The 16534-nt window shown below is 62.5% G+C and carries 16 protein-coding genes and 1 pseudogene; 4 read left to right on the top strand and 13 right to left on the bottom strand.

The window, feature by feature from the left end:
- Position 1: 1 nt before the first annotated feature.
- The 11 genes from ybeY to murJ all read right to left on the bottom strand — a co-directional run bounded on the left by ybeY (position 2) and on the right by murJ (position 9657).
- The gene (ybeY, locus tag AAFX91_RS12230) at positions 2-508 is read right to left on the bottom strand and encodes an rRNA maturation RNase YbeY (RefSeq protein WP_282528690.1); all 507 of its coding nucleotides are present in this window, start codon (positions 506-508) and stop codon (positions 2-4) included.
- A gap of 85 nt (positions 509-593) precedes the next feature.
- Positions 594-1649 carry a PhoH family protein gene (locus AAFX91_RS12225; protein WP_394566617.1) on the bottom strand — a complete coding sequence of 352 codons (1056 nt, stop codon included), beginning with the start codon at positions 1647-1649 and terminating at the stop codon, positions 594-596.
- Positions 1650-1653: 4 nt separating this feature from the next.
- Positions 1654-3054, bottom strand: coding sequence for a tRNA (N6-isopentenyl adenosine(37)-C2)-methylthiotransferase MiaB (gene miaB / locus AAFX91_RS12220; protein ID WP_394566616.1), 1401 nt, complete (start codon positions 3052-3054; stop codon positions 1654-1656).
- A gap of 169 nt (positions 3055-3223) precedes the next feature.
- On the bottom strand, positions 3224-3922 hold the full coding sequence (locus AAFX91_RS12215) for an HAD family hydrolase (RefSeq protein WP_394566615.1): 699 nt from the start codon (positions 3920-3922) through the stop codon (positions 3224-3226).
- A gap of 35 nt (positions 3923-3957) precedes the next feature.
- Positions 3958-4407 carry a Fur family transcriptional regulator gene (locus AAFX91_RS12210; protein WP_028168421.1) on the bottom strand — a complete coding sequence of 150 codons (450 nt, stop codon included), beginning with the start codon at positions 4405-4407 and terminating at the stop codon, positions 3958-3960.
- A gap of 52 nt (positions 4408-4459) precedes the next feature.
- Positions 4460-4945: a ribosomal protein S18-alanine N-acetyltransferase gene (gene rimI / locus AAFX91_RS12205; protein ID WP_394566613.1), complete on the bottom strand. Its 486-nt coding sequence runs from the start codon at positions 4943-4945 to the stop codon at positions 4460-4462.
- Positions 4942-5640 carry a tRNA (adenosine(37)-N6)-threonylcarbamoyltransferase complex dimerization subunit type 1 TsaB gene (gene tsaB, locus AAFX91_RS12200; RefSeq protein ID WP_394566611.1) on the bottom strand — a complete coding sequence of 233 codons (699 nt, stop codon included), beginning with the start codon at positions 5638-5640 and terminating at the stop codon, positions 4942-4944. Before tsaB ends, rimI begins: the two co-directional genes overlap by 4 nt.
- An 83-nt stretch (positions 5641-5723) precedes the next feature.
- Positions 5724-6293, bottom strand: a complete 570-nt coding sequence (locus AAFX91_RS12195) for a NifU family protein (RefSeq protein ID WP_394566609.1) — start codon at positions 6291-6293, stop codon at positions 5724-5726.
- 116 nt (positions 6294-6409) lie between these two features.
- Positions 6410-6904: a universal stress protein gene (locus AAFX91_RS12190; protein ID WP_028168417.1), complete on the bottom strand. Its 495-nt coding sequence runs from the start codon at positions 6902-6904 to the stop codon at positions 6410-6412.
- Between the two features lie 92 nt (positions 6905-6996).
- A complete protein-coding gene (gene trpS, locus AAFX91_RS12185; protein WP_130580830.1) occupies positions 6997-8049 on the bottom strand; it encodes a tryptophan--tRNA ligase in 1053 nt (350 codons plus the stop codon).
- 66 nt (positions 8050-8115) lie between these two features.
- Entirely contained in the window at positions 8116-9657 is a 1542-nt protein-coding gene (murJ, locus tag AAFX91_RS12180) for a murein biosynthesis integral membrane protein MurJ (RefSeq protein ID WP_394566607.1), read from the bottom strand.
- 87 nt (positions 9658-9744) lie between these two features.
- On the opposite strand from murJ, the gene AAFX91_RS12175 reads away from it, so the two are divergent.
- Entirely contained in the window at positions 9745-10746 is a 1002-nt protein-coding gene (locus AAFX91_RS12175) for an adenosine kinase (RefSeq protein WP_394566605.1), read from the top strand.
- Between the two features lie 884 nt (positions 10747-11630).
- On the opposite strand, the gene AAFX91_RS12170 is transcribed toward AAFX91_RS12175, so the two are convergent.
- Complete coding sequence (locus tag AAFX91_RS12170; protein ID WP_394566633.1) at positions 11631-12569, bottom strand: NADP-dependent oxidoreductase; 939 nt, start codon at positions 12567-12569, stop codon at positions 11631-11633.
- A gap of 437 nt (positions 12570-13006) precedes the next feature.
- On the opposite strand from AAFX91_RS12170, the gene AAFX91_RS12165 reads away from it, so the two are divergent.
- Positions 13007-13645 (top strand): HD domain-containing protein, encoded by a 639-nt coding sequence (locus tag AAFX91_RS12165; protein ID WP_394566603.1) that lies wholly within the window; start codon positions 13007-13009, stop codon positions 13643-13645.
- A gap of 163 nt (positions 13646-13808) precedes the next feature.
- Positions 13809-14517 (top strand): annotated as a pseudogene (locus AAFX91_RS12160) (glutathione S-transferase family protein).
- 129 nt (positions 14518-14646) lie between these two features.
- On the opposite strand, the gene AAFX91_RS12155 reads toward AAFX91_RS12160, so the two are convergent.
- Positions 14647-15840 (bottom strand): serine hydrolase, encoded by a 1194-nt coding sequence (locus AAFX91_RS12155; protein ID WP_130583514.1) that lies wholly within the window; start codon positions 15838-15840, stop codon positions 14647-14649.
- Between the two features lie 305 nt (positions 15841-16145).
- Here AAFX91_RS12155 and AAFX91_RS12150 point away from each other — a divergent pair, with 305 nt between their 5' ends.
- Positions 16146-16466: a hypothetical protein gene (locus tag AAFX91_RS12150; protein WP_130583517.1), complete on the top strand. Its 321-nt coding sequence runs from the start codon at positions 16146-16148 to the stop codon at positions 16464-16466.
- Positions 16467-16534: the final 68 nt, after the last annotated feature.

Raw genomic sequence — 16534 nt, 5'->3', positions numbered from 1 at the left:
TTCAGTCCATCCGCTCCCGGTCCGCATACGGATCGGGAATGCCGAGTTGCGCGAGGATTTCGCGCTCGAGATTTTCCATTTGCTCGGCGTCGTCGTCGTTTTCGTGGTCGTAGCCGATCAGATGCAGGAAACCGTGCACCGCGAGGTGGCTTAAATGATGGTCGAACGGCTTCTGCTCCTCGTCCGCCTCCCTGCGCGTCGTCTCATAGGCGATCGCGATATCGCCGAGCATGCGCGGGGCGTCGTCCGGCTCCTGAGCGCCCTTTGGCTGCAACGCCGGAAACGACAGCACGTTGGTCGGCTTGTCGATGCCGCGCCAATTGTTGTTCAGCGTCCGGATTCCGGAATCATCCGTCAGCATCACTGCCAGTTCGGCCTCGCCGACATCGGCCTCAGTGATCTCGGCGGCGGCCTCGATGGCGCGATGGATCGCCGCTTCAGCATCAGGCTCGGTCTGCCAGCAATCGGCTGTGACCAGAACCTCGGTAGCGGGGAGAGCGGAAGACACTGTCGTTCCAAAAGTTGTTGTTTCTAGGCGTTCGGGTTGCGGCCGGAACCCGCTTGCGGCAGGTCCGTGAGGCCGGCTGATGACATCAAGATTTGGCGGCGACTTGCCGTTGTGGCAATCCCTCATAGGCCGCGACGATCCGTGCCACCAATTCGTGACGGATCACGTCCTCCGCGGTGAAGCGCACCTGCGCGATGCCCTCGACGCCTTCCAGCAGGCTCACTGCCTCTGCCAGCCCGGAGGTCTGGCCGTGTGGCAAGTCGACCTGCGAGGGGTCGCCGGTGACGATCATGCGGCTGTTCTCGCCGAGCCGCGTCAGGAACATCTTCATCTGCATCGAGGTGGTGTTTTGCGCTTCATCCAGGATGACAACGGCATTGGTCAGCGTGCGGCCGCGCATGAAGGCAAGCGGCGCGATCTCGATCTCGCCGCCCTGCAGTGCGCGCTCCACGACGCGCGCATCCATCAGGTCATAGAGCGCGTCATAGATCGGCCGCAGATAGGGGTCGACCTTCTCGCGGAGATCGCCGGGCAGAAAGCCGAGCCGTTCGCCGGCCTCCACCGCGGGCCGCGACAGGATGATGCGATCGACTTCCTTGCGCTCGAACAATTGCGCGGCATAGGCGACCGCAAGCCAGGTCTTGCCGGTACCGGCAGGCCCGATGCCGAACACCAACTCGTGCCGCTTCAGCGCGCGGATGTAGGAATCCTGCGCGGCGGTGCGTGCCCGCACCGGGCGCTTGCGCAGATTGATGGTCTCGAACGAGGGCTTTGCGGTCTTGGCGTCGAACTCGAACAGCGAGCCCTGCGCGATCACGGCGCGGATCGCGCCTTCGACGTCGCCCTGTGAAAGGTCATGTCCCTGCGTTGCCTGGCCATAAAGCGTCTCCAGCACGCGTCGTGCGGCGTCGCAGCCGTCGCGGGAGCCGGCGATGGTGATCTGGTTGCCGCGGGAATCGACAACGACGCCGAGCCGGCGTTCGACCTGCGCCAGATTCTGCCCATAAGGGCCTACCAGCGCGGAAGCGGCGCGGTTGTCGTCGAAGTCGATGACGACCTGGGTCTCTGGCGGTATCTGCATGTCGCGGTCAGGTTTGCGGCTGGGAGCAAGCGATGGTGAATCCGATGCGCTTTTTGGCAAGGGTTCAGGCTCCAATGGTCGTCTGCGAAAGAGCTGATGACTGAGGCCGCGCATGACGCGGGGCCAGCTCGCCGAGCAGGCTGTAGCGCTCGAGGCTGTCGATCCTGACCGGCAGGACTTTTCCGACGATGTCCAATGATGCCATCACATGCGCGGGCTGCAGATAGGCAGTGCGGCCGACGATCTGGCCGGGATTGCGCCCGGCGCGTTCGAACAGCACATCGACCGTGGTGCCGATCATAGCCTTATTGAAGGCCGATTGCTGGCTGTCGATCAAGTTCTGGAGGCGCTCCAATCGCTCGTCCATCGCTACCGCTGGCACCATCTCCCGCATGTCCGCCGCCGGCGTGCCGGGCCGCGGCGAATATTTGAACGAATAAGCTGCAGCGTACCCTATTTGCGTGACAAGCGCGAGGGTCGCAGAAAAATCTTCCTCTGTTTCGCCGGGGAAGCCGACAATGAAATCCGAAGAAAAAGCAATGTCTTGGCGCGCCGTGCGAAATCGGTCGATGACGCGGCGGTAATCACCGGCGGTATGTTTGCGGTTCATGGCTGCCAAGATTCGGTCCGAACCGGACTGCACCGGCAGGTGCACGAACGGCATCAGCGCCGGCAGGTCCCGATGCGCCTCGATCAGGCTGTCCTCGAAGTCGCGGGGATGGCTGGTCGAATAGCGCAGACGTAGCACGCCGGGGATTGCGGCGAGCCGCTCAAGCAATTTGCCGAGCGGCCAGTTCCGTCCATCCGGCCCTTCGCCGTGATAGGCGTTGACGTTCTGCCCGATCAGGGTGATCTCGCGCACGCCGTTGTCGGCAAGCCGCGTCACATCCTCGATGATCCTTGTCACGGGACGCGAGACTTCCGCGCCACGCGTGTAAGGCACGACGCAGAAGGTGCAGAACTTGTCGCAGCCTTCCTGCACGGTGACAAAGGCGGAAATGCCGCGCGAGCGGATCGCATCGGGCTTCGGCGGGGCTAAGAATCCGAACTTGTCCTCGATGGGGAATTCGGTTTCCAGTGCGCGGCCTTCCGCTTTCGCCTGCTTCAGCAGTTGCGGCAGATGGTGGTAGCTCTGCGGACCGACCACAACGCCGACAGTCGGCGCGCGGCGAATGATCTCCTCGCCTTCGGCTTGCGCAACGCAGCCTGCGACCGCAATTTTCACGTCGCGCCCCTGCCGCGCGGCGTCGTCCTTCATTACGCGCAGCCGCCCGAGCTCGGAATAGACCTTTTCCGAGGCCTTCTCGCGGATATGGCAGGTGTTGAGGATCACCAGATCCGCTTCATCGGCGTTTGCCGTCTCGACAAAGCCCTCGCCGGCCAGCGTATCCACCATGCGCTGCGCATCATAGACATTCATCTGGCAGCCATAGGATTTGATGTGCAGCTTGCGCGGCGGCGTCATGGAACCTGCTTGGGTGGAAAGGAGCGCCTTCAAGGCGCAGGGCTCAAATATAGCCTAAAGGGAGCAAAATCCAGCGTTGGAGGGCGTCATTCCGGGGCGATGCGTCAGCATCGAACCCGGAATCTCGAGATTCCGGGTCTGGTCCTTCGGACCATCCCGGAATGACGGCTCAGGTTGTTGCGACAATTGCGCCGTTTTCAATCAGCCCGGGCAGTTCCCGCATGTCGGCAAACGTCATCGTGGCGCCGGCGGCGCGTAGCGTCTCGGCATGGCCGGGTCCGCAATGGCTGCCGCCGCAGAAGCCGAGCACCGTCATTCCGGCGGCGCGGGCGGCTGTGATGCCGGGGAGGCTGTCCTCGACCACGAGACAGCGTTCGGGCGCCACCTTCATCTGCCCAGCCGCGAACAGGAAGAGATCGGGCGCCGGCTTGCCGTTCTTGACCTGCAGGGCCGAAAAGATGTTCGGCGCAAATCGTTCGTGGAGGGCAGTGCGGCCAAGGCTGACGCGCATGCGTTGCGGTGAGCCGCTGGACGCCACGCAAACGGGCTGCGCGATCCGGTCGAGCGCGGTGTGAATGTGCGGCACCGCTTGCAGATCGGCCTCAAAGGAACGGAACAGCTCGTCCTGCAATTGCGTATGAAAATCATCTGGAAGGCTGCGGCCGAGTTCGGCCTCGATTTCGAGATTCGCCTGTCGTGTCGAGCGACCGAGGAAACGATCGAACACCTGTTCCGACGTGATCGGATAGCCGTGACGCGTCAGGACCTCGGCATGCGCGCGGCATGAAATGACTTCGCTGTCGACCAGCACGCGGTCGCAGTCGAAGATGATGAGATCGGGAATCTCTTGTTGACGCGTTTGCTTCACGCGAACCGGTATCCACTTCGCTCGAAAACGCTATGTCAGGACTTATCTTCGTCCAGCGGGACGCAATACAGTTCGAGCCGGTGGTCGACCAGCTTGTAGCCGAGCTTGCGGGCGATCTCCGCCTGCAGTTTCTCGATCTCTTCGGACGTGAATTCGATCACCTTGCCGTCGCGCAAATTGATCAGGTGGTCGTGATGGCTGTCGGGCATCTGCTCATAGCGCGCGCGGCCCTCGCGAAAGTCGTGGCGCTCGATGATGCCGGCGTCCTCGAACAGTTTTACGGTGCGGTAGACGGTCGAGATCGAGATCTTGTCGTCGACCGCGACGCAGCGCCGGTAGAGTTCCTCGACGTCAGGATGATCCACGGATTCGGCCAGCACGCGCGCGATGACGCGGCGCTGCTCGGTCATGCGCATGCCGGTCGCGGCGCAGCGCGCCTCGATTCCAGTGTTCTTCATCGCAGACGAGGTTTTCAGCGGAGCCATGTTTCTTCAGCCTGGAGGGGCAGGGCAGGACTGTTCTGCCACTGCCCGCATGTTACGACAAGTCACGGCGCATCAGAAGCGCATTCAAATGTTCCCCACCGGGCTGCTTGTAATAGCGTTCACGGCGACCGACGACGGCAAATCCGGCCCGTTCATAGAGCCGTCGCGCCGGCTGGTTATTTTCCTCCACCTCGAGGAAAACGGTGCGCACGCCGCGGCCGGCAAGATGGCCTAGATGCGTCAGCAACAAATTGCGCGACAGGCCGCGGCCGCGCTGGCTGGAATCGATCGCGATCGACAGGATCTCCGCTTCATCTGCTCCCATCCGCGACACCGCAAAGCCGATGATCTTGTGCCCGAGCCGCAGCCGATGCACCAGCGTATTGCGCTCGGCGAGCATCGCCTCGAATTCGCCTTCGCCCCAGCCGCGACGAAACGAGGCGCCATGCAACTGCGCCAGACGCGGTGCGTCGCGCACAGTCGCGGCTTCGACCGCCGGCGTGCCGCGGCCAAACCATTCGGAAAGCCAGGCCATCATGACGCTGTCGGTTGCGCGACGTCGAGCAGCGGATTGGCCGGCGGCTTTGCGTCCGGCGCGCGCAGATAGAACGGCCGTGCCGGCGCCGCTTCGGGGCTGACGGCCGCGCCGACCCAGGCGACCCAGGTGATGTCAGGCGAGGCCTGGGTATCGGCCTTGAACGGTGGCGCCGTCTCCGCCGGCCAGCGGTCGGCGAGGATTTTTGCGGCGTTGCCGACCAGATGCGGTGTGCCAAGCTGCGCCGCCTCGATCGCCTCGGCGATCGGCGCCACCTTCGGCTTGACCAGCGGGCTGCCGTCGCCGCTCACCACCTGGAAATAGACATGGTCATGCCGCGCATCGATCGCGGAGATGATTGGATGCTCGCCGTTCTCGGCGACGATAGGCGCGGCATAAGCGGTCAGCGTGGTGACGCCGACGACGGGCTTGTTGGCCGCCAACGCGATGCCGCGCGCCGCCGACAGGCCGACGCGCAGTCCGGTGAAGCTGCCGGGACCGGTGGTGACGGCGATGCGATCAAGCGCGGTGAAGGCGATGCCGCTCTCCTTCATCACCCGCACGATCAGCGGCATCAGCGCTTCGGCATGCCCCCGCTTCATCGGTTGCGATTCCAGCGCAATCGTCTTGCTCGCGGCAGTGTCGAGCACGGCGGCGGAGCAGGCGTCGAGCGCCGTATCGATGGCGAGAATGATCATGGAGCGAATGGCAAATGGCGAATGGCGAATGGATGGTCAGGCGCGATCCCTATTCGCCATTCGCCACTCACGATTCGCTCTCCTTACATCGGGCGGACTTCGACCACATCGGGGACGAAGTGCCGCAGCAGGTTCTGGATGCCGTGCTGCAGCGTAGCCGTCGATGACGGGCAGCCGGAGCAGGCGCCCTTCATGTTGAGATAGACGACGCCATCCTTGAAGCCGCGGAAGGTGATGTCGCCGCCGTCATTGGCGACCGCCGGCCGCACCCGCGTCTCGATCAGGTCCTTGATCTGCGCGACGGTGTCGGCGTCTTCGTCATTGAAGAATTCGTCTTCCTCATCGAGCGAATCGTCGCCATCGACACTGCCGTCGGCGAGTAGCGGCGCGCCGGACATGTAGTGCTCCATGATCGCGCCGAGGATCGCGGGCTTCAGATGCTGCCAGTCGCCGTCGACCTTGGTCACTGTGACGAAGTCGGAGCCATAGAACACGCCGGTGACGCCGGGCACGGCGAACAGTCGTTCGGCGAGCGGGGAGCGGGTGGCAGCTTCAGGTGTCGCAAATTCCATGGTGCCGCTCGCGAGCACGGTGCGGCCTGGAATGAACTTGAGGGTGGCGGGATTGGGGGTAGCTTCGGTCTGGATGAACATTTGTTTTCTCCGGCGTCGCCGGTTCAAGGCCGGCGCGTGGGGTTCCCTTAGCAGATGGCGACGGCGAACGCACGGATCAAGGCAGGAACCGCCGGCTCCGGCGAGTAATCAAGGGGTTACGATAGCGAATCGATCTCTTCGTCGGTCAGGCCGCCGGGCACGATGGTGACGGGGATCGGGAACTCGCCCATGATCTTGGCCATGGTGGTGATGATCGGACCCGGGCCCTCCGGCCCCGGATTGGCTGCCAGCACCAGGATCGAGATGTCCTCGTCCTTGTCGATGACGTCGAGGACCTGCTCGGTGGGGTCGCCCTCGCGAATCACCCGCTCGGGTGTGATCGCGGCAATGCCGTTGGCCCGCCCGGCGGCGCGGTCGAGCGCCTCGTTCGCCGCTTCCTCGGCCTCGGCACGCATGATGTCGGCAACCCCGAGCCATTGCTGGTTCTGGTCCTCGGTCTCGATGACGCGCAGCATCACGACGCCGCCGCCGACCCGGATCGCCCAGCGGCTGGCGTAGTAGACGGCGCGGTCCCATTCGGCGCTGTCGTCAACGATGACAAGGCATTTTGGCTTGTGACCAGATTCGTAGCTTCGTCGCTGGGTGGTCATGCATGTCCCGGTGCATTATTGCCAAGCAGACCCATGCTGCCACACCCCCTCTGCTTTTGGGAGAGGGTGTGAGAGCAATCGATGTTGATCGCCTATCGCTGCCGGATGAAGCCGACGACGTCTTTCGCGGCGCGCATGGTTTCATCGGCGATCGCGCGGGCCCGGTTGGCGCCGTCGACCAGGATCTGATCGACATGGCCGGGATCGGCGACCAGCCGCTTCATTTCGGCCGCGATTGGCGACAGTTTCGCAACGCAAACGTCCACCAGTGCGTTCTTGAAGCTGGAGAACTGGCCGCCGCCGAAATCCTTCAGCACGGCCTGCTTGCTGACGCCGGCGAGCGCGGCGTAGATGCCGACGAGATTGTCCGCTTCGGGCCGCGCCTCCAGTCCCTTTTCCTCTGATGGCAACGGCTCCGGATCGGTCTTTGCCTTGCGGATCTTCTGCGCGATGGTATCGGCATCGTCGGTGAGGTTGATGCGCGAATTGTCCGAGGGCTCCGACTTCGACATCTTCTTGGTGCCGTCGCGCAGGCTCATCACGCGCGTTGCCGGGCCGGTGATCAGCGGCTCGGGCAGCGGGAAGAACAGGCCGTCGGCAAAGCCGTGGCCGCGGATCGAGTCGCCGAAGTCGTTGTTGAACTTCTGCGCGATGTCGCGTGACAGTTCCAGATGCTGCTTCTGGTCCTCGCCCACAGGCACATGGGTCGCGCGATAGAGCAGGATGTCGGCGGCCATCAGCACCGGATAGTCGTAGAGACCGACCGACGCGTTCTCGCGGTCCTTGCCGGCCTTCTCCTTGAACTGCGTCATCCGGTTCAGCCAGCCGATGCGCGCGATGCAATTGAAGATCCAGGCAAGCTCGGCATGCTCTGCGATCTGGCTTTGGTTGAAGACGATGTGCTTTTTCGGGTCGATGCCGCTGGCGATGAACGCCGCGGTCACCTCGCGGGTGTTGCGCGTCAGCTCCGCCGGGCCGCCCCAGACGTCCACGCCCTGCGTGATCGCGTGCATGTCGACGACACAGTAGATGCAGTTGTGCGTCTCCTGCAGCTTGACGAAGTTGACGATGGCGCCGAGGTAATTGCCGAGGTGCAGATTGCCCGTCGGCTGGACGCCTGAAAAAACCCGTTCCACGAACGCCATGGTCTCAATTCCCGGAAAATGCCGCTTTGGCGGGGTCGTTTGCCATTTTGGGGCTATCCGCGCAAGTCAGGCGGCACGGTTTTGCCTGATCGCGGCGACCGCCTGGCACCAGCCGAACACGCCGAACAGCTTCAGGAACAGGCCGTAGCTCGCCATCGCAGCTAAAATCACCGCGAACAGCAGCACGGCCTGCCCCAGTCCGCGCGATCCGGCGGCCAGCGGCGCCAGCTCCTCGACAAGCCACAGCAGCGCGCCCATGGCGAGCGCCGCCAGGCAGATGCGCGGCAGCCGATCGCGGGCCTCGGGATCGATCGAGAAGCCGAACGTCGCGCCCCCCTTCCGGATCAAATAGAACGCGTTGCTCCAGGCTCCGAGCGTGATGCCGGCGGCGATGCCGCGCGTGCCGAAAGAGTGGCGAAGCAGGAACGCTGCGACGATCGCCACCACGATGGCGGTCAGCGCCCCGAAAAGCGGCGTGCGGGTATCCTCGCGGGCGAAGAAGGCCGGCGACAGCGCTTTCACCAGCACATGCGCGGGCAGGCCGAGCGCAAGCCAGGTCAGCGCGTGCGCGGTGGCCGTGGCATCGTGCGCGGCAAACGCGCCGTGCTCGAACAGGATCCGCACGACCGGCTCGCTCAAGACGATGAGGCCAAGCGTCGCCGGCAAGGCGAGTCCGACCGCCAATTCTAGGCCGCGCGATTCCACTCGCGCGATGGCGCTTCGGTCATCGCTGTGCAGCGCGCGGGTCATTTCCGGGATCAGCACCGTGCCCATGGCGACGCCGCCGATGCCGAGCGGCAGTTCGATCAGGCGATTGGCGAAATATAGCCAGGAGACCGCCGATGGCGATTCGGAAGCGATCACGGCGCCCGCCACCATCAGCCATTGCGGCGCGCTGCTTGCGATCATGCCGGGGACGGCCTTGCCGAGAAAGCCGCGCATGTCCTTGTCGAAGGAGATGCGGAGCGGGGTCGCCGCGCGGCCGCCGCGCAGCACGAGGATCGACAATTGCAGAAGTCCCGCAATGCCAACGGTCGCAGCTACGACCATCGCGGCATGCGCCGCGTCCCCCCGGCATACCAGCAGCATCGCCATCACCGCGATCAGCGCGATGTTGAACAGGAGCGGCGAGAATGCGGTGAGCGCAAAACGTGCTTGCGCGTTCATTAGCCCCATCATGACCGTGACTGGTCCTGCGAAGGCAAGATAAGGCAGCATCAGCCGCGCATTGTTGACGGCGAGCTCCAGCGTTTCGCGGCCGACAAATCCCGGCGCGAGCGCCGCGATCACCAGCGGCATCAGGAAGCCGATCAAGACGGAAGCCACGATCAGCGCGGCGCCGAGGGTGCCGAGCACGCGGCCGGCGAAGGCCGCGGCGGCCGCAGCGCCTTCGGTCTCGCGCAAGCGCAACCAGGCCGGTATCAGCGCGGCATTCAGCGCGCCTTCGGTCAGGAGCCGCCTGACCACATTGACCATTTGAAAGGCAACCAGGAACGCGTCGGCGACCGCGCCGGCGCCGAGCAGCGCAGCGATGATCGAATCGCGGGCAAAGCCGAGCAGCCGTGACGCCAGCGTTCCCGAGGAGACGGTGAGGAAGGAGCGGATCATATGACTTCTATATAACAGCCACCTGGCTTGCTGGCGCCATGTTGATCTGGTAGGGCGCAGCCTTCGCAATCGCTCGAAGGATGGATAATGGCCGCCGCAAAATATGACGTTCTCGGGATCGGCAACGCGATTTTCGACGTTTTGGTGAGGACCGACGAGGCGTTTCTCAGCCGTCACGGCATGGCCAAGGGCAGCATGGCCCTGATCGACGAGGCCCGCGCCGGCGCGATCTACCAGGACATGGGGCCCGCGACCGAGATGTCCGGGGGCTCCGCAGCCAATACCATCGTCGGCGTCGCCAATTTCGGTGCCCGCGCGGCCTATGTCGGCAAGATCAAGGACGATCAGATCGGTCGCCTCTATGCCCATGACATCCGCGCCGCGGGCGTCGCGTTCGAGACCAGGCCCGCCGCCGATGGTCCCGCCACCGGCTGCTCCTATATCCTGGTGACGCCGGACGGCGAGCGCACCATGAACACCTATCTCGGCGCCGCGCAGGATCTGACGCCGGCCGATATCGATGAAGCGCAGATCGCGGCGTCCCGCATCGTCTATCTCGAAGGCTATCTCTGGGATCCCGCGAGCGCCAAGGAGGCCTTCGTCAAGGCGGCAGGAATCGCGCATGGCGCGGGCCGCCAGGTTGCGCTGACCTTGTCCGATTCGTTTTGCGTCGATCGCTATCGCGACGAATTTCTCGAATTGATGCGCAAAGGCACGGTCGATCTGGTTTTCGCCAATGAAGCCGAGTTGCGCTCGTTGTACCAGATCGCCGATTTCGACAGCGCGCTGAAGCAGTTCCGCGTCGATGCAAAACTTGGCGTCGTCACCCGCAGCGAGAAAGGCTGCGTGGTGGCAGCGAAGGACGGCGTCACCGCCGTGCCGGCGTTCCCGATCGAGCAGTTGGTGGATACGACCGGCGCCGGCGACCTCTTCGCCGCCGGCTTCATGTTCGGCCTTGTCCGCGATGCCGGCTATGAGAATGCTGGTCGGCTTGGCGCGCTCGCGGCTGCGGAGGTGATCCAGCATATCGGCGCGCGCCCCCAGGCGTCGTTGAAGGAACTGGCGCAGCAGAACCGATTGCCGGTGTAGCTCCGCATTGCGGGCCACTGCTCTCTCCATCGTCATTGCGAGCGGAGCGAAGCAATCCACGCCTCCGCACGTGGCGAGATGGATTGCTTCGCTACGCTCGCAATGACGGGGTGAGTTCTCACTCAAATGTCAAACAGCTTCTCCGCTGTCATCGTCCGGCTTGACCGGACGATCCAGTATTCCAGAGGCAGTCGTGTTTGAGCCGAGAGGCCGCCGGATGCTGGATGCCCCGCCTGCGCGGGGCATGACGGTGAATGGTAAGGGATGTACGTCCGCATTCTCGCGGCGCGTTGCGTCCGAGCTTTGCGTCACTTTCCACCCTCTTATTGAACAGAGGGCGCAGGGAAAGCCGGGTGCTGGTTGCACCCGTGGGTCCCGTGCAACAAAAAGCACGGGGGTAGGACCACAGGTTCAACCGAAGCATTCCGGCTTTCCCTGCGCGATGGTGTTACGGCTTACTTCGTGCTCTCCCCGGTGACCGGGCTCTTTTGCCACCGTCACTCTGCAGATAGTTGATCCACAGAACTTAGCGCCAGCGTCGGGGCGCCAGGACCACACGACTTCGCCGTCCGCGTTACATGCGCTCGTCAGTCGCACGCATCGCGTCCACCGCATCTCACCGCAACGTTCGTGACGATCGCGAGCCGCCCCTCATCCGCCGTGAGACGCGCGGAGTTAAATCACTGATTTGCCCGACGGCGGAAGCGGAATGTTTTTCGCGCGACGGCTGGACAGAGCAAATCACATTGGAATTGCTCGCGAATTTTTCTCCTCCTTCATTCCAAGGCATCGCCGTGTGTTCCGACTCGCGCGGGAGCCGTCGGCCTTCACAGCTGCTCGCCGCCACACCCATGGTTAGCCCCAATTCAAGCGGGCGCGGTGACTTAGCCCGAGCCCCCCACATCGAGAATGATCTTCCCTTTCGGCGGCGGCCGTTGGCCTTCCAACATCATATGGGCTTCTCGCGCAGCGGCAAAAGGAAGAACTGCGCCGACGCGGGTTTTCAGTTCACCGCGATCAATGAGATCGGCAATTTCGCGAAGACGCTCGGTGGTCACCTCCACCAAGAAGAAGGCCGCGGTGACCCCGTGGTGCTTTGCGCGGTCTTGATCAGGCTGGGACACAGCGGAGATCAGCCTGCCGCCCGGGCGAAGAACCTGAAAAGAACGTATTTGCGTTTCGCCTCCGACGAGATCCAGTATCGCGTCCGCATCCTTCACCTCTTCCTCGAAGTGTCGCGTATGATAGTCCAATACTCTGTCGGCACCGAGGGACTGCACGTACTCGATGTCTTTGGTCCCCGCGGTGGCGATTGAACGCAGGCGAGCGCGACGAGCGAGCTGAACCGCGTAGGCTCCGACATTTCCCGCCGCTCCGTGGATGACGACCGTCTGCCCGGCTTCGAGGCGAGCGTGGTCGAACAGACCTTGCCACGCCGTGACCGCAACGACGGGAACGGAGGCCGCTTCGGCATAGCTCAGCGAGCTTGGTTTCTTCGCGAGCATCCCAGCAGAGGCCACGGCGTATTCTGCGTAAGCACCAAGGAACTGGCTGTTGGTCACTCCGAAAACCTGATCTCCGACAGCGATGCCGGAAGTGCCCGGTCCCACGGCCGCGACTGTTCCGGACAGATCAGAGCCGAGCGTAAGAGGAAGAGGCTGCGGCAAGGCGCTTTTGCCGGCCCTGATCCAGCCGTCCCAGGGACCGACTCCTGCTGCGTGAACATCGACGAGGACCTCGCCCGGACCAGGAACTGGCCGCGGAACCCGATCCAAAATTATCACTTCCGGCGATCCGAATTCGTGTACTCGCCATGCCAACATGGGGCAGCGAGCAGGACCTTGGGACGCATCGTCGACGGGGGTGCTTGCCATTCTGGACTCCCTACTAAGACGCGGGTCAGCTTGAAAAACGAGCGTCGGCCATTGACCCAACAGCCGGCTTGCGTCAACCGGTGATACTGATCAGAGGTAGGGGGCCGTCTGATCGGGAACAGTACCAAGATTGGCAACTCGCAATGCACCATCGATAGTTCAACCGTGGGCCGGAGGCGAGCCGCCCGTTCTCGATGCTCTCTCGGATCGCGCAATAGATCTGGGCAGCCAGTGGTGTCCTTCTGGCACGATCAAGTCGGATGGGGAGGACGGCCACCGCGCGATGGTACAGTCAAAATTGGCAATCTTGGTACTGTTTTATGATCCGTGCGGACCGATCTATTTCTTGTAACCAGCGGCACAGATACGGAGACGGGAGTTCGACAATGGCCGACGTTATTTCTGGCGTTAAGATCCCCGATAGCAAGATCGCACGCGAAGCCGCCGAACTCGTGCGGCAACATGAAACCGAGTTGTTGTTCAACCACTCGGTTCGCGTGTTTGTGTTCGGTGCGATGAAGGGAATCCGTCAGAACCTAAAATTCGATTCTGAACTGCTTTACGTCGCGGCGCTGTTTCACGATCTGGGTCTTGTCCACCCTTACCATACCGATACGAAGCGGTTTGAAGTCGACGGCGCCGATGCAGCCCGCGAATTCCTCAAGAGCCATGGCATCCCGGATCCGAAAGCGGATCTGGTGTGGGAAGCAATCGCCTTACATACCACGCCAGGCATTCCCCAATACATGCGGCCAGAAATAGCTCTCACGAATGCAGGTGTTCTAGTGGACGTCGTCGGCATTGGATATGACGACTATACGCGAGAGCAGCGCGACCAGGTCATTGCCGCGTTTCCTCGTGGTGATTTCAAGAATGAGTTCATCCAGGTTCAGACGTGCTCCGCCTTGAAGAAGCCCCAGACCACGTTCGGCACAGTCAATGTCGATTATATCGAAGATCACGATCCCACATTTCGTAGGCCAAACGCGTGCGTTCGGATACGCAATACTCCGTGGCTAAGCTGAACCGTCATGCCATGAATTCGGACGATCAATAGTTGCGTATCCATACAGCCGTAGCTGCCACGAAGGTGTACCGCTTTGGCAAACACACGTAGCCACAGACGTTCACCCGCCGTGATGTTTACCCCTCTAAAAGCGTAATCGAGCCGTAAGAGCGAGTTGAGAGATGCCAAAATTTGCTGATTTCCCGATCATACAGCGCTGGCCTGCGAAATACCCAGATCGCTTGCAACTCTACTCACTGCCGACACCCAACGGCGTAAAGGTCTCGATTATGCTGGAGGAGATCGGGCTACCTTACGAGGTGCATCTGGTCGACTTCAACAAGGACGACCAGCACACGCCCGAATTTCTTTCGCTCAACCCCAACGGCAAGATTCCCGCGATTCTCGATCCGAACGGCCCGGAGGGTCAGCCACTGCCCTTGTTCGAATCCGGTGCCATCCTGCAATATCTCGCGGAGAAGACGGGCAAGCTTTTGCCGGCCAACGCGGCTCGCCGATACAAGACTATCCAGTGGGTGCATTTCCAGATGGGTGGGATCGGACCGATGTTTGGCCAGCTCGGCTTCTTCAACAAATTCGCAGGCCGCGAATACGAGGACAAGCGCCCACTTCAGCGGTACGTCAATGAGTCAAAACGCCTGCTGGGCGTCATGGAAACGCATCTCGCCGCGCGGGAGTGGATCATGGACGATGAATATACCATCGCCGACATTTCGATGCTTGGCTGGGTGCGCAACCTGATCGGGTTCTATGAGGCGCGCGAACTCGTTGACTTCGACAGTCTTCAAGAAAGAAGTGCCCGCTTGGCTCGAACGGGGACTAGCACGGCCCGCAGTGCAGCGTGGATTGAGTATCCCGCAAAGGCCGTGAGACGGCAGCCGGTCTTCTTGCCCCGCCAGACGCGTAGTTCGCTTTAAGGCACATGTGGCGAGCGGGCGGGAAATTATGCTTTTCGCCTTCGCGCTTGGCGAAGGCGAAAAGCTAATCCGCCCTACGCCATCACGCCGCCTTCTGGCCGCTGCCGGCATCGAGGCCGGCATAGATGCCACGTTCGAAGCCCGCAAAAGCTTCCAGGCATTTGCCGTCGCCGAACGGCAATAGCTGCATCAGGATCACGCCGGCGACGTCGCGCGTCGGATCGATCCAGTAATAGGTGTTGGCCAGGCCCGCCCAGGCGAGGCTGCCGGCGCTGCGTCCCTCCGCCGTTTTCGCGGTGTTGATGAGGAAGCTCAGGCCCCACTTCTTGTCCATGTCCGGATAGAGATCGACGTCGTTGGACAGAGTGAGATCGGCCGAGACCATCTTGGTGACGTTGAGATCGCCCATGTGGTTCTGGCCCATCAGCGCCACGGTTTCGGGCTTCAGCACCTGGTTGCCGTTGCCGCGGCCCTTGTTGAGGATCATCCGCGTGAACTTGATGTAGTCGCCCGCGGTCGCGTAGAGGCCGCCGCCGCCCATGTGGAATTCCGGCTCCTGCTCGAGCTCGAACGGGATCGGCGCGAGCGATCCGTCGGGGGCTCTCGCATGCATGCCGACCAGGCGCTGGCGCATGGCATCGCTGATCTTGAATCCGGTGTCGTTCATGCCGAGCGGCGCGAACAGGTGATCGCGCAAGTAAGCGTCGAGCCGCTTGCCGCTCGCAGCTTCAACGGCCTTGCCGATGAAATCGATATTGATGCCGTACTCCCAGCGCGTGCCGGGATCGGACACCAGCGGCACTTTCAGCGCGTCGTTCTTGCAGGTGGTGATGGTCGGCATCTCGGTTTTCGCGACATACTTCCCCATGTCACCGTTCCACATGTGGTAGCAGAAGCCCGCGGTGTGCGTCATCAGATGGCGCAGCGTGATCGGCGTCCTGGCCGGCCGCAGCTTGGGCTCGCCATCGGCGCCGAAGCCTTCCAGCACTTGCGGTGAAGCGAGATCAGGCAGCACCTTGCCGATCGGCTCGTCCAGCGAGAGCTTGCCCTGCTCGACCAATTGCATCGCGCCCGCGCCCGTCACCGCCTTGGTCATCGAGGCGATCCAGAACACGCTGTCCGTCGTCATCGCATCGTCTTTGCCGAGGTCGCGCTTGCCGAACGCGTTCTCGTAGATGATCTCGTTGCCGGTCGCGGCAATCGCGACCACGCCGGGGATTTCCTTCGCGTCGCATTTCTGACGGAGAAGCTGATCGATCTGAGCTTTGCTCTGCATGGGGGCGCCTCCTGATTGTTGTTGTGAAGACGATGATCTTCCTCCCGCGCGCCGCGTCCCGCAAGCGGCCTCCTCAGGGGATGCGGCTAAGGGCAACACCGCGACGGTGGCATGTCACACAGATTTAACCGTGAACGGCTGCCGATCCCGCCGCTTGTGGGAGCCATCCACGATAACGTGATTTGGTATTGCTTCCCGTCGATGATTTCGTGATCTAACGCATTCTAATCCCAAGGCAAACCATGCTTCTGGACTGAATGTTTTGAAGCAAATGGTTGCTTTTGAATTGGCTTAAGGATGTGGCGATGATCTCGACGTGGAGTGAGTGGAAACGATATCCCCGGCCCGGACGTAGCGAGAACATCGAAGCCCCGATCAGCCCCGGCCTTTACGAGGTCCGCTACGCCGGAACCGGCGCGTTGCATTCCTTCGAGGCGGTTGACAATGTCGCGCAGGCGCTGGCGCTGCTGCAGGTCGCGCCCAGGTCGTGGTTCGGTCGCCGTGACCCGGCCAAGTTGCCGGATCTCGAATACCGCACCTGCGCGACGTCGTCGAAGGCCGATGCCAAGGCGGCGGCGGAGCGCATGATCGGGCGTCGCGAAACCTATCTGCACGGCGCGGCCTAGGCCGTGTGGACAGTTACCTTATCCAGAGCAGAGTGGCGGCAATGGCGACGACGGCGAAGTAGTTTCGC

It is taken from the genome of Bradyrhizobium sp. 31Argb, assembly GCF_043638955.1.
In the GTDB taxonomy this organism is placed as follows: domain Bacteria; phylum Pseudomonadota; class Alphaproteobacteria; order Rhizobiales; family Xanthobacteraceae; genus Bradyrhizobium.
Note: the sequence above shows the minus strand (reverse complement) of the source record. Positions and strands in the feature narration are given on the sequence as shown.